The sequence below is a fragment of the Microbacterium candidum genome (assembly GCF_030315975.1).
GTDB classification, from domain to species: Bacteria; Actinomycetota; Actinomycetes; order Actinomycetales; family Microbacteriaceae; genus Microbacterium; species Microbacterium candidum.
In genome coordinates this window covers 915,853-939,623 of sequence record NZ_JASXSZ010000001.1, presented here as the reverse complement: position 1 = coordinate 939,623, position 23,771 = coordinate 915,853, and the positions used below count along the sequence as shown (strand labels likewise).

At 69.9% G+C, this 23,771-nt stretch carries 21 protein-coding genes; 17 read left to right on the top strand and 4 right to left on the bottom strand.

All coding sequences use genetic code 11. The annotated features are described in order from the left end of the window. Positions 1-9: 9 nt before the first annotated feature. The 12 genes from QSV35_RS04370 (at position 10) to QSV35_RS04315 (ending at position 14,028) form a co-directional block, all read left to right on the top strand. Positions 10-1,650: an amidohydrolase gene (locus tag QSV35_RS04370; RefSeq protein WP_286287080.1), complete on the top strand. Its 1,641-nt coding sequence runs from the start codon at positions 10-12 to the stop codon at positions 1,648-1,650. Then, positions 1,647-2,651 carry an ABC transporter permease gene (locus QSV35_RS04365; protein ID WP_286287078.1) on the top strand — a complete coding sequence of 335 codons (1,005 nt, stop codon included), beginning with the start codon at positions 1,647-1,649 and terminating at the stop codon, positions 2,649-2,651. Before QSV35_RS04370 ends, QSV35_RS04365 begins: the two co-directional genes overlap by 4 nt. After that, positions 2,648-3,544 (top strand): ABC transporter permease, encoded by an 897-nt coding sequence (locus tag QSV35_RS04360; RefSeq protein WP_286287076.1) that lies wholly within the window; start codon positions 2,648-2,650, stop codon positions 3,542-3,544. Before QSV35_RS04365 ends, QSV35_RS04360 begins: the two co-directional genes overlap by 4 nt. After that, complete coding sequence (locus QSV35_RS04355) at positions 3,541-4,578, top strand: ABC transporter ATP-binding protein (protein ID WP_286287074.1); 1,038 nt, start codon at positions 3,541-3,543, stop codon at positions 4,576-4,578. The genes QSV35_RS04360 and QSV35_RS04355 overlap by 4 nt, the downstream gene beginning before the upstream one ends. After that, positions 4,575-5,381: an ABC transporter ATP-binding protein gene (locus QSV35_RS04350; protein ID WP_286287072.1), complete on the top strand. Its 807-nt coding sequence runs from the start codon at positions 4,575-4,577 to the stop codon at positions 5,379-5,381. Before QSV35_RS04355 ends, QSV35_RS04350 begins: the two co-directional genes overlap by 4 nt. An 18-nt stretch (positions 5,382-5,399) precedes the next feature. Further along, positions 5,400-7,046, top strand: a complete 1,647-nt coding sequence (locus QSV35_RS04345) for an ABC transporter substrate-binding protein (RefSeq protein ID WP_286287070.1) — start codon at positions 5,400-5,402, stop codon at positions 7,044-7,046. 342 nt (positions 7,047-7,388) lie between these two features. After that, complete coding sequence (locus QSV35_RS04340; protein ID WP_419956819.1) at positions 7,389-8,543, top strand: ABC transporter ATP-binding protein; 1,155 nt, start codon at positions 7,389-7,391, stop codon at positions 8,541-8,543. A 5-nt stretch (positions 8,544-8,548) separates the two neighbouring features. Continuing rightward, positions 8,549-9,724 (top strand): polyamine ABC transporter substrate-binding protein, encoded by a 1,176-nt coding sequence (locus tag QSV35_RS04335; RefSeq protein WP_286287065.1) that lies wholly within the window; start codon positions 8,549-8,551, stop codon positions 9,722-9,724. Further along, the gene (locus QSV35_RS04330) at positions 9,717-10,646 is read left to right on the top strand and encodes an ABC transporter permease (RefSeq protein WP_286287063.1); all 930 of its coding nucleotides are present in this window, start codon (positions 9,717-9,719) and stop codon (positions 10,644-10,646) included. The genes QSV35_RS04335 and QSV35_RS04330 overlap by 8 nt, the downstream gene beginning before the upstream one ends. Continuing rightward, complete coding sequence (locus tag QSV35_RS04325; RefSeq protein WP_286287061.1) at positions 10,643-11,545, top strand: ABC transporter permease; 903 nt, start codon at positions 10,643-10,645, stop codon at positions 11,543-11,545. Before QSV35_RS04330 ends, QSV35_RS04325 begins: the two co-directional genes overlap by 4 nt. A 159-nt stretch (positions 11,546-11,704) precedes the next feature. After that, on the top strand, positions 11,705-13,390 hold the full coding sequence (locus QSV35_RS04320) for an amidohydrolase (protein ID WP_286287059.1): 1,686 nt from the start codon (positions 11,705-11,707) through the stop codon (positions 13,388-13,390). A 98-nt stretch (positions 13,391-13,488) separates the two neighbouring features. Beyond that, positions 13,489-14,028: a cysteine hydrolase family protein gene (locus QSV35_RS04315; RefSeq protein WP_286287058.1), complete on the top strand. Its 540-nt coding sequence runs from the start codon at positions 13,489-13,491 to the stop codon at positions 14,026-14,028. On the opposite strand, the gene QSV35_RS04310 is transcribed toward QSV35_RS04315, so the two are convergent. Beyond that, a complete protein-coding gene (locus QSV35_RS04310) occupies positions 14,021-14,821 on the bottom strand; it encodes an NAD-dependent epimerase/dehydratase family protein (protein ID WP_286287056.1) in 801 nt (266 codons plus the stop codon). The two genes, QSV35_RS04315 and QSV35_RS04310, sit on opposite strands and share 8 nt — an antisense overlap. 59 nt (positions 14,822-14,880) lie before the next feature. Here QSV35_RS04310 and QSV35_RS04305 point away from each other — a divergent pair, with 59 nt between their 5' ends. The 3 genes from QSV35_RS04305 to QSV35_RS04295 all read left to right on the top strand — a co-directional run bounded on the left by QSV35_RS04305 (position 14,881) and on the right by QSV35_RS04295 (position 17,343). Beyond that, positions 14,881-15,234, top strand: coding sequence for a winged helix-turn-helix transcriptional regulator (locus tag QSV35_RS04305; RefSeq protein WP_286287054.1), 354 nt, complete (start codon positions 14,881-14,883; stop codon positions 15,232-15,234). A 343-nt stretch (positions 15,235-15,577) separates the two neighbouring features. After that, positions 15,578-17,008, top strand: a complete 1,431-nt coding sequence (locus QSV35_RS04300) for an NAD(P)/FAD-dependent oxidoreductase (protein WP_286287053.1) — start codon at positions 15,578-15,580, stop codon at positions 17,006-17,008. Continuing rightward, positions 17,005-17,343, top strand: a complete 339-nt coding sequence (locus tag QSV35_RS04295) for a cupin domain-containing protein (RefSeq protein ID WP_286287051.1) — start codon at positions 17,005-17,007, stop codon at positions 17,341-17,343. Before QSV35_RS04300 ends, QSV35_RS04295 begins: the two co-directional genes overlap by 4 nt. On the opposite strand, the gene QSV35_RS04290 is transcribed toward QSV35_RS04295, so the two are convergent. Next, a complete protein-coding gene (locus tag QSV35_RS04290) occupies positions 17,330-17,818 on the bottom strand; it encodes a VOC family protein (RefSeq protein WP_286287048.1) in 489 nt (162 codons plus the stop codon). The genes QSV35_RS04295 and QSV35_RS04290 overlap by 14 nt on opposite strands. Before the next feature lie 110 nt (positions 17,819-17,928). On the opposite strand from QSV35_RS04290, the gene QSV35_RS04285 reads away from it, so the two are divergent. Then, positions 17,929-18,777 carry an LLM class flavin-dependent oxidoreductase gene (locus QSV35_RS04285; protein WP_353618956.1) on the top strand — a complete coding sequence of 283 codons (849 nt, stop codon included), beginning with the start codon at positions 17,929-17,931 and terminating at the stop codon, positions 18,775-18,777. Between the two features lie 246 nt (positions 18,778-19,023). Here QSV35_RS04285 and QSV35_RS04280 read toward each other — a convergent pair whose 3' ends face one another. Next, entirely contained in the window at positions 19,024-20,616 is a 1,593-nt protein-coding gene (locus QSV35_RS04280) for an HNH endonuclease (protein WP_286287047.1), read from the bottom strand. 913 nt (positions 20,617-21,529) lie between these two features. On the opposite strand from QSV35_RS04280, the gene QSV35_RS04275 reads away from it, so the two are divergent. Continuing rightward, positions 21,530-22,693, top strand: coding sequence for an RtcB family protein (locus QSV35_RS04275; protein ID WP_286287045.1), 1,164 nt, complete (start codon positions 21,530-21,532; stop codon positions 22,691-22,693). A 160-nt stretch (positions 22,694-22,853) separates the two neighbouring features. Here the strand turns inward: QSV35_RS04275 and QSV35_RS04270 are convergent, their stop codons facing one another. Then, complete coding sequence (locus QSV35_RS04270) at positions 22,854-23,741, bottom strand: fructose bisphosphate aldolase (protein WP_286287044.1); 888 nt, start codon at positions 23,739-23,741, stop codon at positions 22,854-22,856. Between the last annotated feature and the right edge of the window lie 30 nt (positions 23,742-23,771).

Here is a 23,771-nt window from a genome sequence, read left to right as displayed (position 1 = left end):
AGGACGACGATGTCACCCCATCTGTACCGCAGCGCACGGATCTTCACCGCCGACCGGCGGCCGTGGGCCGATGCCCTGGTCGTGGTCGACGATCGGATCGCCTACGTCGGCGACGAGTCGACCGCCGCGCGCGTCGCGGGCCCCGATGCCGCGATCCACGACCTCGGCGGCGCGACTGTGCTCCCCGGCTTCGTCGACGGGCACGCGCACATCGTCGGCACCGGCGAAGCGGCCGGCCAGGTCGACCTGTGGGGCGCGGGCTCGCTCGAGGAGATCCAGCGCCGCATCGCCGACTGGGCGTCGGATCACCCGGACGTTCCCCGCATCCACGCGACCGGCTGGAAGCACGGCGACATCCCCGGCGGCACGCCCGACCGCAGCATGCTCGACGCCGTCGCCGCTGGCCGTCCCGTCTATGCGCAGACGTACGACTTCCACTCGATCTGGCTCAACACCGCGGCCCTCGCCGAGGTCGGCATCGACGACTCGACGGTCTCCCCGCCCGGCGGAACCGTCCACCGCGACGCCGACGGACACGCGACCGGCTACGTCGACGAGACCGCGATGCACCGGCTCGTCTGGCCCGTCCTCGACGGGTTCACCGGGGATGCCGAGCGCGACTCCGCCCTGGCCGCTGCTCTCGCCGGCTACGCCGAATCCGGGGTCACCGGATCGACCGACATGGCGCTCGGCGAGGACGACTACGCCGCCATGCGGCGGGCGGATGCGGCCGGCACCCTGACGACCCGCATCGCCGCGTTCTGGCGCATCCAGCCGACCGGCGACGCGGCCGCGAACCTCGCCCAGGTCGCCCGTGCGGCCTCGCTGGCGCAAGAGAAGGCCACGCCCTTCCTGAGGGTCACGGGCATCAAGGTCATGGTGGACGGCACCGTCGACGGCTGCACCGCCTCCCTCGGCCGCCCCTACGCCGACGGCTCGAAAGCCGACCCGGTGTGGAGCCTCGAGGAGCTCGCTCCCGTCGTCACGGCGGCGGATGCGGCGGGCCTGCAGGTCGCGATGCACGCGATCGGCGACGAGGCCGTACGCATCGCGATCGGCGCCGTCGAGGCCGCTGTCGCGGCGAATGGCCCCCGCGAGCGCCGCCACCGCATCGAGCACCTCGAGGTCGTGGAGGCCGCCGACATCCAGCGGCTCGCCGCCCTCGGCATCACCGCGAGCATGCAGCCCGTCCACGCGGATCCGGCCAACCAGGAGAACTGGCGCCACGTCCTCGGCGGTGACCACGACGCGCGCGTCGAGCGCGGGTTCCCCTGGCCGGAGATGACGGATGCGGGCGCCCGGCTGGTCTTCGGCACCGATTCACCGACCGCGCCGCATCAGCCCCTGCCGAACATGTTCATCGCCGCGACGCGGCGCTCGCCGCTCGACCCGTCGCTCCCGGCGAATTTCGCGCACTACGCGCTGCCGCTCGCGGACGCCATCGTGCACGCGACGCGGGATGCCGCATGGGCGAGCCGCTCCGACGACACCCACGGGCGCCTCGCCGAGGGCCTGTACGCGGACTTCATCGTGCTCGACCGCGACGTGTTCGAGGCGCCGGCCGACGAGCTGCTCGATGCGCGCGTCGTCCGCACGGTCGTCGGCGGACGCACGGTCCACCGCGCTGCGCCTGCGGAGGTCCGCTCATGAGCACGACGACCGTCGTCGCCGTCCAGCGGTCGTCACGGTGGGCGGGCTGGCCGACGGTCCGCTTCATCGGCGGCCGCGTCATCGGGCTCATCGTGACGCTGCTCATCGCGAGCGTCGTCGTCTTCGGCGCGCTGTACGCAGCGCCCGGCAACCCGATCACGTTCCTCACGCACGGCCGTACGATGAGCCCGGAAGCCATCGCCAAGCTGGCGGAGCAGTACCACCTCAACGACCCGGTGTGGCAGCAGTACCTGCTGTGGCTGCAGGGCGTGGTGCACGGCGATTTCGGCACGTCGATCATCTACAACCAGCCGGTGTCGTCGATCCTCGCCGCCCGGGCGCCCGCGACGATCCTCCTCGTCTTCATGGCGGCGATCGTCGTTCTCGTCGCCGGGCTGTCGATCGGCGCGTATGCGGGCCTGAAGCCCGGGTTCCTGTCACGGTCGACGATGGCCGGCGCGACCGCGATCATGGCCGTGCCGACATTCGTCGCGGCGGTGGTGCTGATCATCGTGTTCGCCGTGAACCTGGGCTGGTTCCCGGTCTTCGGGGCGGGGACGCCAGGGGTGGATGCGGTGTACCACACCGTCCTTCCGGCCATCTCGCTGGCGCTCGCCTCCGTGGCGTTCGTCGCGCGGCTCGCGCAGGCCGCGATCCGCGCGGAGATGTCGGCCGACCACGTGCAGACCGCCACGAGCCGCGGACTGCCGCGCAGCGTCGTCGTGCGCCGCCACGTCGTGCGCAACGCCGCGATGCCCGTCCTCACAGTGGCGGGCCTCACCATCGCCGGCCTCATCGCGGGCAGCGTCGTCGTCGAGCAGGTCTTCCAGCTCGGCGGCCTCGGCCAGACCCTCGTGAGCTCGGTGCAGCAGAAGGACTTCCCGGTCGTGCAGGCGATCTGCCTCGTCTACGTCACCGCGTTCATCGTGCTGAACACCCTCATCGACATCGCCTACACGCTGCTGGACCCCCGCGTGTCGCTCGGGAAGAGGGACTCATGACCTCGCTCTCCGCTGATGAGCACATGACGACGCTGTCCGCAGACGGGCAGATGCTCGCCCGCGAGGCTCGTCGCCTGCACCGCACCGGGAGCCTTGGCGCCTCGGGCTGGACCGCCGTCGGCGTCCTCGTGGCGGTCGCCGCGATGGCGATCCTCGCCCCCGTCCTCGCCCCGCAGGACCCGAACGCGGTCGACCTGTCCGCCGCGTACGAGGGCTCCGGCGCCGCGCACCTGCTCGGCGCCGACGCGAGCGGCCGCGACCTCCTGTCGCGCCTGATCTGGGGGTCGCAGACCGCGCTCCTCGGCCCCTTCCTCGTCGTCGCCGCCTCCACCCTCATCGGCGTCATCGTGGCCCTCGCGGCAGTGTGGTTCGGCGGCTGGTTCGACCAGGCATCCGTCCGCGTCATCGACGCCGTGTTCGCCTTCCCGGGGCTGCTCCTCGCGATCCTCGCAACTGCGCTGTTCGGCGCGGGCCTGGGTGCCGCCGTCGCGGCGCTGGCGATCGCCTACATCCCGTACATCGCCCGCATCGTGCGGTCCGCGGCGCTGCGCGAGCGGAACCTTCCTTATGTGGCGGCGCTGCGGGTGCAGGGCGTCCACGGCCTGTGGATCTCGCTGAAGCACATCCTCCCCAACGTCGCCGGCCTCATCGTCGCGAACGCGACGCTGGCATTCGGGTTCGCGCTGATGGACCTCGCCGGGCTGTCGTTCATCGGCCTCGGCGTGCAGCCGCCGACCGCCGACTGGGGCGCCATGGTCGGCTCCGGCATGGCCGGCGTGCTGCAGGGACACCCGCAGGAGGCCCTCTACGCCAGTGCGCTCATCGTCGCCACTGTCGCCGCGGTGAACGTCCTCGGCGACCGCCTCACCGAACGATCGGAGGCCCGCGCATGAGGACCCTTCTCGAGGTCGACGGCCTGACCGTCCGCCTTCCCGTCGCCGGCCGGCTCCGCACCGTCCTGAAGGACGTGTCGTTCTCGCTCGACGCCGGCCGCACGCTGGGGCTCGTCGGCGAGTCCGGTTCCGGCAAGTCGATGACGGTCCGCACGATCGACCGGCTGCTCCCCGACGGGGCCGCGGTCACCGGCCGGGTGTCGTTCGACGGCGCGGAGGTGTTCGATCTGCGTGGAGCCGCGCTGCGCTCCTACCGCTCCCGCGACGTCGCGATGATCTTCCAGGACGCCCGCGCGTACACGAACCCGGTGCGGCGGATCGGCGACTTCCTCACCGAGGCCCTGCGCACGAACGACAGGATGCCGAAGGCCGCGGCCGACCGGCGTGCGATGGAGCTCCTCGTCGAGGTCGGCATCACCGATCCGGAGCGGCGGATGCGACAGTACCCGCACGAGCTCTCCGGTGGTCTGCTGCAGCGCGTCATGATCGCCGCCGCGGTCGCCGCCCGCCCGCGGCTGATCCTCGCCGACGAGCCCACCACCGCCCTCGACGTCACGACGCAGGCGGAGGTCATGGGGATCCTGCAGCGGATGCAGCGCGAGTACGGGATGGCGATGCTGTTCATCACGCACGACCTCGAGCTCGCCGGCGCCGTGTGCGACGAGACGATCGTGCTGTACGCCGGGCAGGTCATGGAGCATCAGGCATCCACCCGCCTGCACCGCGATCCGCTGCACCCCTACACCGCCGCGCTCGTGCAGGCGCGCCCCGAGATCGACCGCCGGGCGGGACGCCTGCCGGCGATCCCCGGACACCCGACCACCGCATACGAGGCACCAGCGGGGTGTGCGTTCGCCCCGCGCTGCCGGTTCGCCCAGGATGCGTGCCGCGAGGGCGTCCCGCCTCTGCTGCAGATCGGGGCGCCGGGCAGCGGGGACGAGGGCGGGCTCACCCGCTGCGTCCGGATGCCCGAACTCCGCGGACGGATGCTGCAGCCCGAGCCCGAGCCCGCCGGAGAGGAGGTCGCATCGTGACCACGCCCCTGCTCGAGGTCCAGCACCTCACGAAGACGTTCGGCCGCGGCAGCGCCCAGGCGATCGCCGTGCAGGACGTCAGCTTCACGCTCGCCGAGGGCGGTGCGCTCGGCATCGTCGGCGAGTCCGGGTCCGGAAAGACGACGACCGCGCGCATGGTCATCGGCCTGGAGCGGCCGACGGGCGGCCGCATCCTGTTCCGCGGCGAGGACCGCACCCAGCCCGCCCGCGGAGCGCGGCGCCTGCGCGAACGCGGCCGGAACATCCAGATCGTGTTCCAGGACCCGTACACGTCGCTCGACCGCCGCCAGCGGATCGGCGACTGCCTCGCCGAGGTCGTCGCCGTGCACTTCAAGGTCGGCCGCGACGAGACGAAGCGCCGCGTGCGCGAGCTCGGCCAGCTCGTCGGGCTCGACGACCGCCAGCTCGCCGCCCTGCCGAAGTCCCTGTCCGGTGGGCAGCGGCAGCGCGTCGCGATCGCCCGGGCCCTCGCCGCCGAGCCCGAGATCCTCATCCTCGACGAGGCCGTCTCCGCCCTCGACGTCTCGATCCAGGCGCAGATCCTGAACCTCCTCTCCGACATCCGCGAGAAGCGCGGCGTGAGCTATCTGTTCATCAGCCACGACCTCGCCGTCATCCGCCAGGCCACCGACGACACGATCGTCATGCGCCACGGCGCCGTGGTCGAGCACGGACCCACAGCAGACGTGCTCGACAACCCGCAAGACCCGTACACCCGCCTGCTGCGCGACTCCGTGCCGCGCGAAGGGTGGGAACCCGCATCCATCACTGCTCGACGCTGAACAGGAAGAACCCGAACAATGCACTCGACATCCCGTCGCCTGCGCCTGGCGGCCGTCGCCGTGGGCGTGGCGTCCGTCCTCGCCCTCGCCGGCTGTGCCGGCGGCGCCAAGCCCGCTTCCTCCGGCCCAGACGCGAAGCTGACCACCATGACCCCGGCGGGCACCGCCGAGCTCGACAAGATCACGTGGAACGTCTTCCAGGGCGAGCCGCAGACGATCGATCCGTACCACGGCGCCGACTACACGCCGAACATGATCAACTCCAACATGTGCGAGAACCTGCTCGCGCAGACGCCGGACTTCCAGATCAAGCCGAACCTGGCCAAGTCGTTCTCGAACCCCGACCCGCTGACGTGGGTCTACGAGCTGCGCGACGACGTCACCTTCTGGGACGGCACGCCCATGACGGCGGACGATGTCGTCTGGAGCATGCAGCACAACATCGACGACAAGACGACGTTCTACGGATACCTCTACAACAGCGTCGCGTCGATCTCGAAGACCGGCGACCACCAGGTCACCGTGAAGCTCAAGACCCCGGACTACCTCTTCAACGAAGAGCTCGCGAGCTTCGCCGGCGTCGTTGTGGAGAAGAAGTTCTACGAGGAGAACGGCGCCAAGGTCGGCACGCCCGAGGTGGGCCTCATGTGCACCGGCCCGTACAAGTTCGTGAAGTGGACGCAGGGCCAGTCGATCAGCGCCACCCGCTACGACGGGTACTGGAACAAGGAGCTGCCGCTGAAGGTCAAGAACATCGACTTCACCTTCGTCACCGACGACTCGGCCATCACGTCGGGCCTGCTCTCCGGGCAGATCGACGGCACGTACGGCCCGCCGACCGCCGGCATCCCGCAGCTGCAGACGTCATCGGCCGGCAAGCTCTACAGCGGCCCCGCGCCGCTCGAGGTGACGCTCGTGGTGGCGAACACGAAGGGCGCGATGGGCAACGCGGATGTCCGCAAGGCCCTGCAGATGGCGATCGACTGGAAGGGCGTCGGCGCGCAGACCTACGCCGGCCAGGGCAAGCCGACGGCGCTGCAGACCGTCCCCGCCGTGTACGGCTTCGCGAAGGAACAGCTCACCGCGTACGCCGACACCGTGAAGACCGACGGCACACCGCAGATCGACGCGGCGAAGAAGCTCCTCGCGGGCGTCCCGGCCGACGTGAAGTCGCAGGAGATCAGCCTCGTGGTGCCGCAGCAGGCTGAGACGCAGCAGTTCGGCGTCGCTGTGAAGTCGGCCGCCGACAAGATCGGGCTGAAGTTCAAGCTCAACGTCGTCCCGGCGACCGGCTACTCGAACTACCTGTACGACCCGGCGACGCGCGGCAGCACCGACTTGCTCTACACACAGTTCTGGCCCAACATCCCGAACCCGCTCGACTGGCTGGGCCTGACGGCGGTCACCGGCGCCTCCTTCAACCAGTCCGGCTACACCGGCATCGACGACCTGTACGGTCAGGCGATCGCGGAGAAGGACGACAGCGCCCGCGCCAAGCTCGTGGTCGACATGGAGAAGAAGCTGCACGACGAGATGACGCCGATGTTCCCGGGCATCGAGCTGACGAACGACGTGTGGCTCGGCAACAAGATCACCGGCGCTCCGGCCGCGTTCGACTACGTGTTCTACCCGTGGGCGGCGTACCTCGCGGGCACCGGCAAGTAGTCGCATACGGCCTGGAGGGCGCGCATCCATCGGGGTGCGCGCCCTCTTCGCGTGCGGCCGACGGCGTTCGTTCAGACCCCGGACAAAGTCACGAGACGACAACGATTCGCCCGCACAGTTCGTCCTGGCGTGATCCGGTATGCCACGACGGGCGCCAGGACACCGCGACATCCATACCCCCGCGCGCGATGACGCGACCGGACACTCTGTCTGACCGACCTATGGACCGGATGAGATCGTCCGGTTCCGCATCAGTCGGATTGAAACCTGCGGAACCGACGTATTGAATCGCTGAGACGCGGCGCCGGTGCCGCGACGAGAGGTGCACCCGTGACAACGACGATGACGGACCCGACCGCCATTGGAGCGGTCCGCGACGAAGCCCCCGGCTCCGTCGTGATCGACCGCGTGACCAAGTACTACGGCGACCAGACGGCCGTCGACGACCTGTCGCTGACGATCCAGCCGGGCGAGTTCCTCTCGCTCCTGGGCCCGTCGGGATGCGGCAAGACGACGACGCTGCGCATGATCGCCGGCTTCGAGCGACCGGATGAGGGCGACATCCGCATCTCCGGCGCGTCGGTGCTCGGCGCTCCCCCGCACAAGCGGAACGTCAACACGGTCTTCCAGGCGTACGCGCTGTTCCCGCACATGACCGTCGCGCAGAACGTCGCGTACGGCCTGCAGCAGCGCCGCACGCCCAAGTCGGAGATCCGCGACCGCGTGTCGGCGGCTCTCGACATGGTGCAGATGCGCCGCTTCGCCGACCGCAAGCCCACGCAGCTCTCCGGCGGCCAGCAGCAGCGCATCGCGCTCGCCCGCGCCCTCGTGAACCGCCCGTCGGTGCTCCTCCTCGACGAGCCGCTCGGCGCCCTCGACCGCCAGCTGCGCGAGGAGATGCAGATGGAGCTCAAGCTTCTGCAGGCGCATCTCGGCATCACGTTCGTCTTCGTCACGCACGATCAGGGCGAGGCGCTGTCGATGAGCGACCGCATCGCGATCATGCGCGCCGGCCGCATCGAGCAGCTCGGCGACGCCGACACGGTGTACTCGCACCCGGTGTCGGCGTATGTCGCGGCCTTCGTCGGGCAGCAGAACTTCTTCCGCGGCGCGGTCTCCGAGGGCGGCACGGTCGTCACGGCCCCGCATGGCGCGGTGCGCGCGACCGTCCCGCTCCTCGCGGGCCACACGGTCGGCCAGGCCGCGGTGCGCCCCGAGTTCATCGCGATCGAGAAGGGCGAGGATGCGTCGGGCCCGAACACGCTGCGCGGCACCGTCATCGGCGTCTCGCACCTGGGCGACTCGATGCAGTACCTCGTGCAGGCCGCGGCGGAGGAGAGCGTGATCGTGCGCCGCCCGACCGCGGACGCGCCGCTGCTCGACCTCGGCGACCCCGTGGTCTGCTCGTGGCGCGCCGAGCACGTGCTGCTCTTCCCGGCCGACAACGCCGGCGACGACGCCACCGCCGGGGGCTATGTCGCCCCGCCGACGGCGTGACGGCCATGCCGGAACAGGTCAACGTCCTGGCGCACCGCAGCGCCATGCCCAAGATCACGCGTGAGCTCACGCGCCGCGGGTTCCTCGTGGGCGCCGGCGCCGCCGGCCTCGCCACGCTTCTCGCTGCCTGCACGCCCGGCGGCAGCGGCCTGCCGAACCCGGCTGCGAGCGGCGGCAAGCTCGAGGGCTCGCTGTCGATGTACTCGTGGGGCGACTATGACAGCCCCGACGTGCTGAAGGCGTACCAGAAGAAGTTCGGCCAGAAGCTCACGGTCTCCTCCTTCGGCTCGAACGAGGAGATGGTCGCGAAGCTCGTCGCCGCCCGCGGCACGTCCGGCTACGACATCGTCGTGCCGACGGGGTCGTTCATCGCGCCGATGGCCGAGCACAAGCTCCTCCAGAAGCTCGACCACGCCCTCATCCCGAACCTTGCGCACATGGACCCCGAGTTCCTCGGACGCTCGTGGGACCCGCACAACGACTACTCCATCTGCAAGGCGTGGGGCACGACCGGGTTCATCTACGACACGACGAAGATCCACCGCGAGCTGAAGACGTGGAGCGACTTCGTCGACGCGGCGCAGAAGGAGGCCAGCGGCTCGACGTCGGTCCTCGACGACCCGGCCGAGCTCACCGGCATCTACTTCTGGGGCCACGGCATCGACTGGAACACCACGAACAAGAAGGAGCTCGACGACGCCGAGACCTACCTGCTCAAGCAGCTGGCTCCGCACGTCGCGACCTTCGACTCGAACCCCGGCGGCTCGGGCGTCCCGCAGAGCACGCAGGCGCTGTTCCAGATCTGGAACGGCGACGCGCGCCAGGGGATCCTGAACAGCAAGCAGCCGGAGAAGTGGAAGTGGGTGCTCGGGTCCCCCGCGACCGAGCTGTGGATGGACAACTGGGCCCTCGCGGCGAACGCGCCGCATCCCGAGGCCGCCCATGCGTTCCTCAACTTCTGCCTGACGCCCGAGAACCAGCTGTCGAACGTCGACTACATCGGCTACCACACGGGTGCGAAGGACATCGAGAAGTCGGCGCAGGATGCCCAGATGCCCCTGCTCGACATGGTGTTCTTCACCCCCGAGCAGCTGGGCACGATGCACGACGGCAAGCTCACCTCCGCGCAGGACCGCCTCGTGGAGATCTACGACAAGATGAAGGCGGTGGCTGGTGCGTAAGAAGGCCGGATTCCTCCTCGCCGTGCCCGCCTGGGCATGGCTGCTCATCTTCTTCGTCGCGCCGGTGGCGCTCGTGGTCTGGTACAGCTTCGGCTACAAGCCCGGCATCTTCGGCACGCACGCGGAAGACCACCTGTCGCTCGACCGGTACGGCGAGGCCCTCTCGCCCACGTTCTTCGCGGTGTTCCAGAACACGCTGTGGGTCGGCGTCGCAGGCACCGTCCTGTGTCTGCTGATCGGCGCGCCGGTCGCATACTGGATGGCGGTGAAGGCCAAGCCGTCCTCACGCGGCATCCTCGTCGCCCTCGTGATGATCCCCTTCTGGACGAACTTCCTCGTGCGCACGCTCGGATGGCAGATCATCCTGGCGCCGCAGGGCTGGCTGTCGGAGGCGCTCCAGTTCCTGGGGCTCGGGCCGCTCGACATCCTGTATTCGCGTCCTGCGGTGCTCCTGGGTGTCGTGTACAACTACCTGCCGCTCATGATCCTGCCGCTGTTCGTGGCGTTCGACCGTGTGGCCCTGCCGCTGCGCGAGGCGTCGAAGGACCTCGGCGCCGGGCGCTGGCGCACCTTCTTCCAGGTGACGCTGCCGCTGGCTCAGCCGGGCATCGTGGCGGGCGTGCTGCTCGTCTACATCCCGCTCATGGGCGACTACATCACCGCGACGGTCCTCGGCGGCGCCAAGGGCAACATGGTCGGCCAGCTCGTGGCATCCCAGTTCCAGACGGCCCAGAACTGGGCACTGGGTTCGGCGATGGCGGTCGTCCTCATCCTCACGATCATGGTGACCACGGCGATCGGGTTCGGGCTCGTGTGGCTCGTGACCCTGCCGATCCGGTTGCGCAACAAGCTGGAGCTCGATCCGCCGGACGACGCGACGCAGGTCGTGCCCGCGCGGCAGGCAGTGGAGGTGGCCGCATGAGCGAGCTGACCACGCAGGCGGTCCTGACCGCCCGGTCTTCTGGACGGAAGCGACGCCGCGCGCGCCGCGACGGCGGGGATGTCGCGTTCTCGGTGTGGGGCGGGATCGTGCTGGCGTTCCTGTTCCTGCCGATCGTCGTGATCTTCGTCTACTCGTTCAACGTCGGGCGTCTGCTGACGTCGTGGCACCAGTTCGGGTTCGACTCGTTCGCTGCGATCTTCGTCAACCAGACGATCCGCGACTCGGTGCTGATCTCGCTGCAGACGGGCGTGATCGCGGCGTTCCTCGCGACGATCCTCGGCACGCTCGCCGGCATCGCGATGGCGCGCTACCCGGGCAAGTGGGTGTGGTGGTTCCTCGGGCTGCTGCTGCTCGTCTCTGTCACGCCGGAGATCGTGGATGCGGTGTCCCTGCTGCCGTGGCTCGTGACGCTCGGGCAGGACGCCGGCATCTGGATCCTCAACAACGGCATCGTCCGCCTCGTGATCGGCCACTCGCTGTTCTCGATCGCGGTCGTCTCCTACCTCGTGCGCGCACGACTGCTGGGGATGGATGCGCGTCTGGAGGAGGCATCCGCCGACCTGTACGCGCCGCCGATGCGCACGTTCTTCCGGATCACGCTGCCGCTCGCGATGCCCGCGATCCTCGCCGGCTTCTTGCTGTCGTTCACCCTCAGCCTCGACAACACGGTCATCGCCGCGTTCGTCTCGGTGTCGGGCTCGACGCCGTGGCCGGTGTACATCCTCAGCGCGCTGCGCGCGGGCCTGCGCCCGGAGATCGCCGCCGTGTCGACGATCATGCTCGTGCTGACGCTCGTCGCGCTCGGCATCGTGGCGATGATCCTCAAGCGTGCGGGCGACTCGGCGGCCGACATCGCGCGCACCATGGCGGGCGGCTGAGCGGACCCGAACCGCTCGACCGTCCGTGCGGGTCGTTGAGCGAGAGAGGGCCAGCGACCGAGACGAAACGCAGTGAACATCTCACTGCGTTTCGTCTCGCTCGTTCCTCGCTCGCTCAGCGCCCCGCAGTTTCACACCTCCCACCCCCGAAGGAGCCCCATGCCCTACGCCGATCTCGTCTTCACCGGAGGCCCTGTCTTCACCGCGAACACGGTGCGCTCGCGCGCGTCGGCGGTTGCGGTGGCGGGCGGACGCATCGTCGCCGTCGGCCACGACGTCTCGGACCTGATCGGGCCGTCGACGGAGGTCGTCGACCTCCGCGGACGGATGCTGGTGCCGGGCTTCCAGGACGCGCACGTGCACCCCGTGTGGGGCGGGCTCGACATGCTGCGCTGCAACCTCGCGCCGTACGACACCGCAGCCGAGTATCTCGAGGCCATCGGCTCCTACGCCGTGGCGCACCCCGATGAGGAGTGGGTGCTCGGCGGCGGCTGGAGCATGTCGGCGTTCCCCGGCGGGACCCCGACCGCGGCGGCGCTCGACACCGTCGTGCCCGACCGTCCGGCGTTCCTGCCGAACCGCGACGGGCACGGCGCGTGGGTGAACTCGGTGGCGCTCCGGCTCGCCGGCATCGACCGGAACACGCCCGACCCGGCGGACGGCCGCATCGAGCGGGATGCCGCGGGCGAGCCGACCGGCACGCTGCATGAAGGCGCGATGTCGCTCGTGAACCGCCTCCTGCCGGTGGAGCCGCCGTCGCGCCTCGTCGACGCGCTCCTCGAGGGCCAGCGCTACCTGCACTCGTTCGGCGTCACGGCGTGGCAGGACGCCATCGTCGGATCGTACGGGGATGCGGGCGACCCGGCGCCCGCGTACCTGACCGCCGCCGCATCCGGTGCTCTGACGGCGCGCGTCGTCGGCGCGCTGTGGTGGGACCGCACCGCGGGCCTCGAGCAGATCCCGTCGCTCGTGGAGCGTCGCCGCATCCTGGTTCCCGAGCGTGCACCGGTCCCCGAGCTTGTCGAGGGGCGTTCCGCCCGCTTCGCGGCGACCTCGATCAAGATCATGCAGGACGGCGTCGCCGAGAACTTCACGGCCTCGATGCTCGAGCCGTACTGCGACGGGCACGGGCACCCGACCGACAACTCGGGCATCTCGTTCGTCGATCCTGTCGTCTTGAACGAAGCCGTGCCGCAGCTCGACGCGCTCGGGTTCCAGGTGCACTTCCACGCCATCGGCGACCGCGCGGTGCGCGAGTGCCTGGATGCCGTCGGCCATGCGCTGGAGCGCAACGGCCGCAACGACAACCGCCACCACATCGCGCACCTGCAGGTCGTGCACCCCGAGGACATCGCGCGGTTCCGCGCGCTCGGCGTCGCGGCCAACATGCAGTCGCTGTGGGCGGCGCTCGAGCCGCAGATGGTGGAGCTGACGCTGCCGTTCCTCGGGTCGCCGCGCGACGCATGGCAGTACCCGTTCGGCGACCTGCAGCGCTCGGGCGCCGTGCTGGCCGCCGGCAGCGACTGGTCGGTGTCGTCGCCGAACCCGCTCGCGGCGATCCACACCGCCGTCAACCGGCTCGCGGCGCCGGAGTATGCCGAGGGCGATTACGAGCCGTTCCTGCCCGAGCAGGCGATCGACCTCGCGACGTCGCTGACCGCGTACACCGCGGGCTCCGCGTGGGTGAATCACCTCGACGATGTCACCGGCACGATCGAGGTCGGGAAGTACGCCGACCTGGTGGTGCTCGACCGCGACCCCTTCGCCGGCCCGTCCGACGAGATCGGCGCGACGCGCGTCCTGCAGACGTTCGTCGAGGGCGACCGCGTCTACCAGGCGGATTGACGGCGTCTCGCTGCTGTTCGTCGGGCTCTCCGCGTTTCGCAACCGCCGTCCACAACAGCGTGAGGCTCGACCACACGCAGATACACGAGACTGATCCCATGACCCGACTTCTGCTCATCATCGACATCCAGCGCGACTACTTCCCGGGTGGTCGCTACCCGCTGGTGGGTCCGGATGCCGCGGCCGACGCCGCATCCCGCCTGCTCGCCGCGTTCCGCGCGGAGGGCTCGCCCGTCATCCACGTGCAGCACGTGTGGGATGCCCCGGATGCGGCGTTCTTCGCACCGGGGACGCCCGGGGTCGAGATCGACGCGCGCGTCGCGCCCGAGGGCGACGAGCCGGTGCTCGTGAAGGCGCAGCCGAACGCGTTCCTCGGCACCGAGCTCGGCTCGCGCCTCGAGGAAGCGGCGCCCGATGAGGTCGTGATCGTCGGGATGATGTCGAGCATGTGCGTCGACGCGACCGTGCGCGCCGCATCCGATCTCGGATACGCGGTCACGGTCGCGCACGACGCGTGCGCCGCCCCTGATCTGACGTTCGGCGACGAGTCGATCCCCGGCGCCCAGGTGCACGCCGCGTTCATGGCGGCGCTCGCCGACAGCTACGCGCTCGTCACGACGGTCGACGAGCTCATCTGACGACGAGCGTCTGAGGCTCGACCGCGTGCCGCGGCTGCCAGCCGAGCGACCGCGCCTTGGCGCCGTACGCGCGCTGGTCGAGCAGGAGCGCGTCGGCGAAAGCGGTGCCGAGCCGCGCGCGTGCTTCGTCTGCAGTCTCGACGCGAGCCTCGGGGCCGGCGACGTCGCGCACCGCGACGGGAACGCCGTCGCTCGCGATGACCCGTCCGAGCGCCGTCGGGTGCTCGACGACGAGGCGGTAGAGGCGAGCGAGGTCGTCGACGTGCACCCATGTCCAGTGCTGAGCGCCATCACCGACTCCGCCTCGTGCGATCGGCAGGAGGCTCTCCCCGCGGCCGTACACGACGCCGGGCGCGACGATGGTCGTGGAGACGGGGCCGGCGAGCAGCCGGTCCTCGATGGGCACCCGCCAGGCGACGAGGTCCGCGGGCTTCGGGATGTCGTCATCCTGGATGTCGTCGCCGTCGCCGTAGATCCAGATGCCGCTCGTGAGGACGAGACGACGCTCGGTGCCCGCGTATGCCCGCTCGACCGCGTCCGCGATCGCCGTGTTGAGCGCGACCGGGTCGTCGGAGGCGGCGGTGTGGATGACGGCATCCGTCGTCGCGAGGAGTCCCGCGAGGCGGTCCGCATCCGCCGCATCGCCGATCTCGGCTCGCGCGTCCTTCGCCCGCACCTGCTCGGCGGCGGCCACGCTGCGCACGAGCGCGACCACCTCGTGGCCTGCGCCGACGAGCTCGTCGAGCACCGCCGAGCCGACGTATCCGGTTGCACCTGTCAGTAGGATTCTCATGCCGGACACGGTACGAACCGCTGTCCGGTTACTTCAACGGAAGTTCCCCCGAGGAAACCATGACCGACTGGGATGTCACGAGCACCGCGTGTCCGAGCCGTGTGATCTTCAGTCGCATCGGCGACCGCTGGACGATGTTCATCGTGCTCGCGCTCTCGCACGGGACCCTGCGGTTCGGAGAGCTCCGCGAGCGGGTGGGGCATGTCACACCGAAGGTGCTGACGGAGACGCTCCGAGCGCTGGAGGCCGATGGCCTCGTCGGGCGCGAATCGTTCCCGGACTCGCCGCCGCGCGTCGAGTACTCGCTGACGCCGCTCGGCCGCTCGCTCCTCGAGCCGATCGCGGCGATGCGCACCTGGGCCGAGGCGCACGTGCCCGAAGTCCTCGCCTCGCGCGAGCGCGCGGGGGTCTGATCCCGGCGGGCGCGCCGCGACGCCGCGACCTGTCCGGCAGACCAATACGTCCGCGGCCGCGCACGGATGGCGAGAGCTTGTACGGATGGCGAGAGATTCCGCCGGGTTCCGCCCGCCAGCCGTGAATCCTCTCGCCAACCGTGCGGCCGCGGGTCCTTGAGCGAGCGAAGCGAGACGAAACGCAATCCACCGGCGCACGACCTGTCCGGCGAGCACCCGGCTGCGCGGCCCGAACGGACACCCTGTCCGGACGGTGAAGGATGCCGCACACCCCGCCGCTGGCAGGAACCGGGATCCCCGGAGAGGATGGGGAGAACCCCTACCGCATCGGAGCTGATTCCCCGTGGGCACCACCGTCTTCGAACGACGCCGACCTGCCGCATCCACCATCGCGAACTCGCTGGAGAGCACCGCGCACTCGGTGTTCTGGCGCGATGACCTCCCTGCATCCCTGATGCCCGACCGCCCCGCGCTCGTCGGCGCGCACAAGGCCGACCTCGTCATCGTCGGCGCCGGGTACACGGGTCTGTGGACGGCCCTCCTCGAGAAGAAGCGCCGCCCCGACGCGCGCATCGTCGTGCTCGAGGGGCAGCGGGTCGGCTGGGCGGCCTCCGGCCGCAACGGCGGGTTCTGCGAGGCGAGCCTCACGCACGGTCACGAGAACGGCATGGCCCGGTGGCCGAAGGAGATGCCGCTCCTCGACCGGCTCGGGATGGAGAACCTCGACGCGATCGAAGCGTCCGAGGCCGAGTACGGGATGGACTTCCAGTTCCAGCGCACCGGCCAGCTCGCCCCCGCCGTCGAGCCGCACCAGGTCGAGTGGCTTCGCGACTGGGCGGCGGAGGACGAGCACGTCGTCTTCCTGGATGAGGCGGAGGTGCAGACATCCATCAAGTCGCCGACGTACCTCGCCGCCGTGTGGGAGAAGGACTCGTGCGCGATCGTGCACCCCGCGCGGCTCGCCGCGGAGCTCGCGCGCGTGGCCGAGGACCTCGGGGTCGAGATCTTCGAGCGCTCGGCCGTGACCGGGATCGAGACACCCGACAAGACCGGCGTCTCGGTGACCACGGTCGCCGGCCGCGTCGACGCAGCCCGCGCCGTGCTCGCGACGAACGTCTTCCCGTCGCTACTGAAGCGCAACAAGTTCATGACCGTGCCGGTATACGACTATGTGCTCATGACCGAGCCGCTGTCGGACGAGCAGCTCGCGTCGATCGGCTGGGCCGACCGCCAGGGCATCGGCGACATGGCGAACCAGTTCCACTACTACCGGATCACGAAGGACAACCGCATCCTCTTCGGCGGGTACGACGCGATCTACCACTACGGCCGCAAGGTCCGTCCGGAGTATGAGAACCGACCCGAGACCTGGGAGAAGCTCGCGGCGCACTTCTTCACGACGTTCCCGCAGCTCGAGGGTCTGAGGTTCACGCATCAGTGGGCCGGTGCGATCGACTCGTCGACGCAGTTCACGGCGTTCTTCGGCACCGCACGCGACCGCCGCGTGGCATATGCCGCAGGGTTCACGGGTCTCGGCGTCGGCTCGACGCGCTTCGCCGGCGACGTCATGCTCGACCTCCTCGACGGCGTGCAGAACGAGCGGACGCAGCTCGAGATGGTGCGCAAGCGCCCCATCCCCTTCCCGCCGGAGCCTGCTGCCGCGGCCGCTGTCAACGTCGTGCGCTGGTCGCTCGACCGCGCGGACCACAACAAGGGCAAGCGCAACATCCTGCTGAAGACGCTGGATGCGCTCGGCCTCGGGTTCGACTCGTGATCGCCGGGGCGCTCGTCGCGGCCCTCGACGTCGAGCTCGAGCACGAGCCGGTCGACGCTTCGCAGGTCGTCGCCGGGTCGCCGACGACGGGCTACGCCGCGCTCGACGAGGGCACGACCGAGATCGGCGTCTGGGAGATGACGCCTGGAGCGATGAGCGACACCGAGGTGTCGGAGGTCTTCGTCGTCGTCGCCGGTGCTGCGACGGTCGACTTCATCAGCCCCGCGCTCCCGTCGATCGAGCTCGCACCAGGTGCGATCGTGCGGCTGGATGCGGGGATGCAGACGGTCTGGACCGTGCGCGAGACCCTCCGCAAGGTCTTCATCGAGCGCTGACCGCGCGCAGGTGCTCGTCGAGCGTGCGGAAGACGACGTCGGACCCTCCTTCCCATGAGGGCTTCGGGTCGGCCTGCCCCGGCACCGGCTGGTACAGCCACCACAGGTTGCCCCAGGCATCCTGGACACGCGCGAGCGTGACCGCCCCGTAGAACGGCGTCGGCGGTGTGACGACGACGGCGTCGTGCTCTTCGGCCTGCGAGACTACGGATGCGACGTCGGACACCCAGACCTGGAACAGGCCGGGATGCGGCACCCATCCGTCGAGCGCGTCGGACAGGAGCAGCAGGCTGTCGCCGACCCGCAGTTCGGCATGGATCAGCCGCCCGTCGGGCGTCGGCGTGCGCGCCTCCGTGTTCTCGACGGCGCCGAAGACGTCGCGTGCGAAGTCGATGAACCCCGCCGCCCCGTCGAGGATCACGAACGGGTTGAGGGATCTTCCACGACCCGGGAAGTCGGTCAAGACGGTGCTCATGACGTCATTTGTAGTCCGGGGGTGGGACATCGCGACGGCCGCCGAGGAAGGACTTCGCGGGGCTCGGAGTTGTACCCTCTGCGCGCTGCCGCGCGTCCCGAGGAGGGCTCATGGATTACGGTCACGAACTCCAGTTCGGCACGTTCCTCACGCCGCGCAACGACCCGCCGCAGGCGCCGGTCGAGCTCGCGCAGCTGAGCGAACGTCTCGGGTACGACCTGGTCGCGATCCAGGACCACCCGTATCAGCCGCGGTTCCACGACACGTGGACGCTCCTCTCGTACGTCGCGGCGTCGACCTCGACGATCCAGCTGGCTCCGGATGTCGCGAACCTGCCTCTGCGTCAGCCGGCGGTGCTGGCGCGGGCGGCCGCATCCCTCGATCTTCTGTCGGGCGGGCGGTTCAATCTCGGGCTTGGTGCGGGCGGGTTCTGGGATGCGATCGAGGCGATGGGCGGGCGCCGCCTGACGCCGGGCCAGGCGGTGGATGCGGTCGCCGAGGCGATCGACATCATCCACGGCATCTGGGATCCCGAGGATCGCACGCAGCTGCACGGCGGTGAGCTGTACCCGGTGCACGGCGCGAAGCGCGGGCCGGTGCCGGCGCACCGCATCCCGATCTGGATCGGCGGGTACAAGCCCCGCATGATGCGCCTGACCGGCCGGCTCGCGGATGGCTGGCTCCCGTCGCTCGGGTACCTGCAGCCGGCGGATCTCGCCGCCGGCAACGCGCGCCTCGACGACGCGGCGACGGATGCGGGTCGCGACCCGCGCGACGTGCGCCGGCTGCTGAACATCTCCGGTGGCGACGGCGTCGGCGCGATCACGACGCTCGCGCTCGAGTACGGCTTCTCGACGTTCATCTCGAGCGGCGACGACCCCGCCTTCATGGAGCGTTACGCCGCCGAGACGATCCCCGCCGTCCGCGACGCCGTCGCCGCCGAGCGCGCCCGCCGGTAGCCGAGCGCGCCGCGCGACCAGCATCACTCCCGCACGCCGAGCACGCCCGCCGGTAGCCGAGCGCGCCGCGCGACCAGCGTCACTCCCGCACGCCGACCGCACGCCGACCGTAGCCGAGCGCGCCGCGCGACCAGCATTCACTCCCGCACGCCGAGCGTGTGCGCCGGTAGCCGGGCGCGCCGGCAGCGGAGCGCGCCGCGCGACCAGCATCACTCCCGCACGCCGAGCACGCACCCGCAGCCGGCGTCAGGCGGCCTGTACCCAATCGAACCGTGCACGTCCGCCGATGCGGGGTGTGCGAGCCGGGTCGATGTGTGGTGGCGGGATGAACCAGACGACTCCCGCGGTGGCGTGCGCACCCGGTGGGGTTTCGATACGGATCTCCCACCCATCGTTATGGATTCGATGGTGGCAGGCGGTACACAGCAGCACCCCGTTCGTCAGGTCGGTCGGTCCGCCGCGTGACCACCACTCCACGTGGTGGGCCTCGGCGTACGAGCCCGGCAGTCCGCAGAACACACAGCCTCCGTCGCGTTCTTCGAGGGCAAGACGTTGGGCTCGACTGAACGGGCGACGGGCCTTGCCGAAGTCGAGGATCTCGCTGTCGGCGCCGAGCACGAGCGGAATGATCTCGGCGTTCGCGCACATGCGGCGGGCGGTGCCCGCGTCGATGGGCTGGCTGACTCCGTCGATCTCCGCGACTCCCGTGCCGGTCGTCAGCGCCTCGAGCGGAACACGGACGATCACAGTAGTGTTCGCCAGCGTCGACCCCGACCGGTCACACCCCAGCGCATGACGGCACAGCGCCGCGAGAGCATCAGCCCGCAACTGCGGGAGCGTGCGCGTCTCCTCCGCTACCGGGCGTCCGAACTCTTCCAGCAGATCGTCGTCGAGCACGCTCGGCGCGATCTGCACTGATGCGGCCGCATCCATCGCCGCACCGCGACGACCCGGCGCCCCGGCGTCAACCGAGTCGGCCTTGCCGAGATCCCCCGACGTTCGTTCCGCTCCGTCGACCGACGCACCGCCTGCCACGGCATCGCTCCCCGCCGCAGCCTCCCCGAGCCGGTTGTGCCCCCGGTTCGTGCGCAGGCTTCGGGTCACCAGCGCATCGACGGCCGCGATGAGCGGCGCTCCGGTCTCGGGGTCGAGGACACCGTTGAGGTGGATCATCCCGTCTCGGTCTTCCCGCACCTTCAACGACCGCCGGGCGTGCAGGTCCTCGATCACCGGTTCCAGCCCGTCGGGGTCGAGGTGCGCCTGCGCCCGCTGCAGCAGAGCGCCCAGCTCATCCAGCGAGAGCAGGGCTGCTTGAGACACCAGCGTCTGCTCCGCATCCGCCAGCACCGCCCGCTCGACCCGCATCGCAAGCTTGTCGAGCATCGCCGCGATCGCCGCGGCCGCCGGCACACTGATCGCCCCGGATGCAACGGCGGCCTGCACGTGCGGATGCCGCGACGGCGCCCGCTCCCCGGAGAACAGAGCTCGCTCCGCGGTGGCCTCGCCGACCTGGATCAGCCGCGCTGCATCCCCCGCATGCCCACCCGTGGTCGCCGCGATCAGCCGTGCCGGGGTGCGATGCCCGGTCTTCCGCGCCAACGACTCCGATCCCAGCTCCGGCCGGGATCGGTCTGCGATGCCGGCCGCCACCCGCACATGCAGCGCATCAACCTGCCGACGCACCGCCGCGAGAGCCTCATTCACTGCGAGGATGCCCGCATCCGTCATCGATGTCACCGCCGACTGCGCGTCCGATTCCCCGCCGCGACTTGCGCCCGCCCACACCGCATCCAGCGCGGCGACAGCCTGCGCGAGCGACGTGGTCGGGTTCGATGTCATGTTCCCATCGAACCATAGTTCGAATCTCTTGTCTAGTACATTTCTACGATTCTTCTTCGTCAAGGCTGCGACAGAAGCGGATCGACAGTCGTGCGCACAACGCGGCGCTGGCAAGATCTTCGAACATCTGATCCAAACATCGGGAGCCTCGAACAGGTGCACGGCTCCCCAGCCGGCGAGCCAGGTCGCGCCATCTGAGGGCAGACACGAGAGGGACGCCGACGCACCGCCGGGACCGTTGGACAACAGTCTGAGACTGCGGGATGTCGCGGGCATGGGGCCCGCTCTGATCGAGGCGCAGCCGCTCCAAGCGAGACGAAGACGTGATCAGCGACCCCACCGCGTTTCGTCTCGCTCGTTCCTCGCTCGCTCAACGACCCGCAGGTGCCGATCCCACCGCGTTTCGTCTCACTCGTTCCTCGCTCGCTCAACGACCCACAGGTGCCAATCCCGGCGCGTCTCGCCACGCTCATTCCTCGCTCGCTCAACGACCCGCAGGTGCCGATCCCACCGCGTCTCGCCACGCTCATTCCTCGCCCGCTCAACGACCCACGGGTGCCGACCCCGCCGCCATCCCGGTCGCATCCTGAAAGTCCCCGTTGACACGGCGCCGCCGCATCCGTCATTCTGTAAGGCTGCGCCATCCGGCCAGCACACGCTGCGCCATCCGGCCCAGCACCTGCTGCGCCGCCCGGCGCAGCACATTCCGAGGAGACGACTCATGCTCGCAACGCAGAGCACCCTGAGCACGATGGCCCTGACGCTCACGCAAGACCAGCGACAGGACCGCTACGAGTCGACCCCTCCGGCGCACGCCGTGTGACAGCATCCACTGTTCTCACGCCCCGCACCGCAAGGTCCGGGGCGTTTTTCATTGCCCCGAGACCACGAATCACACACAAGGAAAGGAATCATGGAGAGGCTCTCCAACCGGCTGCTCTCGTGGGCGAGCCTGATCGACGACAAGACCGTCGAGCAGGCGCGCACCTCGTCGCGCATGCCGTTCATCCACCCGCACCTGGCACTCATGCCGGACGCGCACCTCGGCAAGGGCGCGACCGTGGGATCCGTCATCCCGACGCTCGGCGCCATCATGCCCGCCGCGGTGGGCGTGGACATCGGATGCGGCATGATCGCGGTCCGCACGCAGTTCACCGCGGCCGACATCACGAACCGCAAGGAGCTCAGGGAGCAGATCGAGCGCGCCATTCCGCTGTCCGCGGGCCGGTACAACAACAAGGTTGTGGCGACCGCGGAGCCCAGGATCGCGGAGCTCGAGGCCCTCGCAGAAAAGCAGGGATTCGACCCCGCGACGTACGCCGGCAACTGGCCGCTGCAGCTCGGGACGCTCGGCTCCGGCAACCACTTCATCGAGGTGTCGGTCGACGAGCTCGACCGGGTGTGGCTGTTCCTGCACTCCGGCTCGCGGGGCGTCGGCAACAAGATCGCGACGCATCACATCGCGGTCGCGCAGCGGCTCGCGAAGCAGTGGTGGATCGACCTCCCCGACTCCGACCTGGCGTACCTCGTGGAGGGCACGCCCGAGTTCACCCGGTACATCCGGGAGCTCCGCTGGGCGCAGCACTTCGCGCTCCTCAACCGCGAGGAGATGATGGACCGCGTCATCCGGCAGGTCTCGGAGGTCCTCGGCGAGCCGGTCGAAGAGCTGGAGCGCATCAACTGCCATCACAACTTCACCGAGCACGAGAAGCACTTCGGCAAGGAGGTGTGGGTGTCCCGCAAGGGGGCGATCCAGGCGGATGCCGGTCGGCCGGGACTCATCCCCGGGTCGATGGGCACCGCGTCCTACGTCGTGGAGGGCCTCGGAAACCCGCTGTCCCTCAACTCGTCGCCGCAAGGCGCGGGTCGTGAGTACTCGCGGTCGGCGGCGCGGCGCACCTTCTCGCACGAGCAGCTGCGTGAGGCGATGCAGGGCATCGAGTTCCGCGACACGGACGCGTTCATCGACGAGATCCCGCAGGCGTACAAGCCGATCGACCAGGTCATGGCGGACGCCGGCGACCTCGTGCGGATCCGGCACACGCTGCGTCAGCTCGTGAACGTGAAGGGCGACTGAGTGGATGCCGCGGGCCCGTGCCCGCGGCATCCCTCCGTTTCGCCGACCCACATTTCGCGGGTCGTTGAGCGAGCGAAGCGAGACGAAACGCACCGAGCAGACCCCAGCGCGTTTCGTCACGCTCGTTCCTCGCTCGCTCAACGACCGCGCGACAGCGCGCTCAGGTCACGGACGCCCGGTAGATGGCGTCGATGGATGCGGCGAGCACCTCCCCGAACTCCTCGTCGCTCTGGTCGGCGCGCAGCCCTTCGAGAAGCGCCCGGCTGAAGCTCGCGATGAGCCCGTGGTTCCGCGCGAGGTGGTCGATGGCCTCGGCCTGCGTGTAGCCGCCGGACAGCGCGACGACCCGTGCGATCCGCGGATGTGCGATGAGGTCGGCGTAGAAGTCGTCGACGACCGGGATCGAGACCTTCACGGCGACCTGCCGCTCGCCCAGCCCGTCGAGCCGAGCGAGGATCGCCTCCTTGAGCAGACTCTCGGCCGCCGCCCGATCGGGGATGGTGATGTCGACCTCGGGCTCCATGATCGGGAGGAGTCCCGCATCCAGCACGCGCTCCGCGAGGGCGAACTGCTGATCGACGATGCGCGCGATGCCGACCGGATCGGCGGCGTGGATCACCGACCGCGCCTTCGTCCCGAAGACGTCCGCATCCTGGCCGCGCTTCACCGCCTCGCCGACCGAGGGCGCGTCGCGCATGAGCTGCACGCCGTCCGCCGTATCCTCGAGTCCGGCGTCGATCTTGAGGAAGGGCACGACGCCCTTGACCTGCCACAGGTAGTCGGCGACGCTGCGGCCGTCGATCGTGCGGTCAAGGGTGCCGGTGAAGAGGATCGTCCCGATGATGCGGTCGGAGCCGAACGCCGGATTCGAGATGACCCGTGCGCGCATGGCCTGGATGAGGTCGAACATCTCGGCCTCCGTCGCGTACTGCGCAGGGTCCACGCCATAGGCGCGAAGCGCGCCGGGACTGCTGCCCCCGCTCTGGTCGAGCGCCGCGACGAACCCGCGACCGGTCGTGAATCGGCTGAGCTGCTCGAGATCCGTCATCGGACCACCTTCCTGAGGCCGACAAGGCCG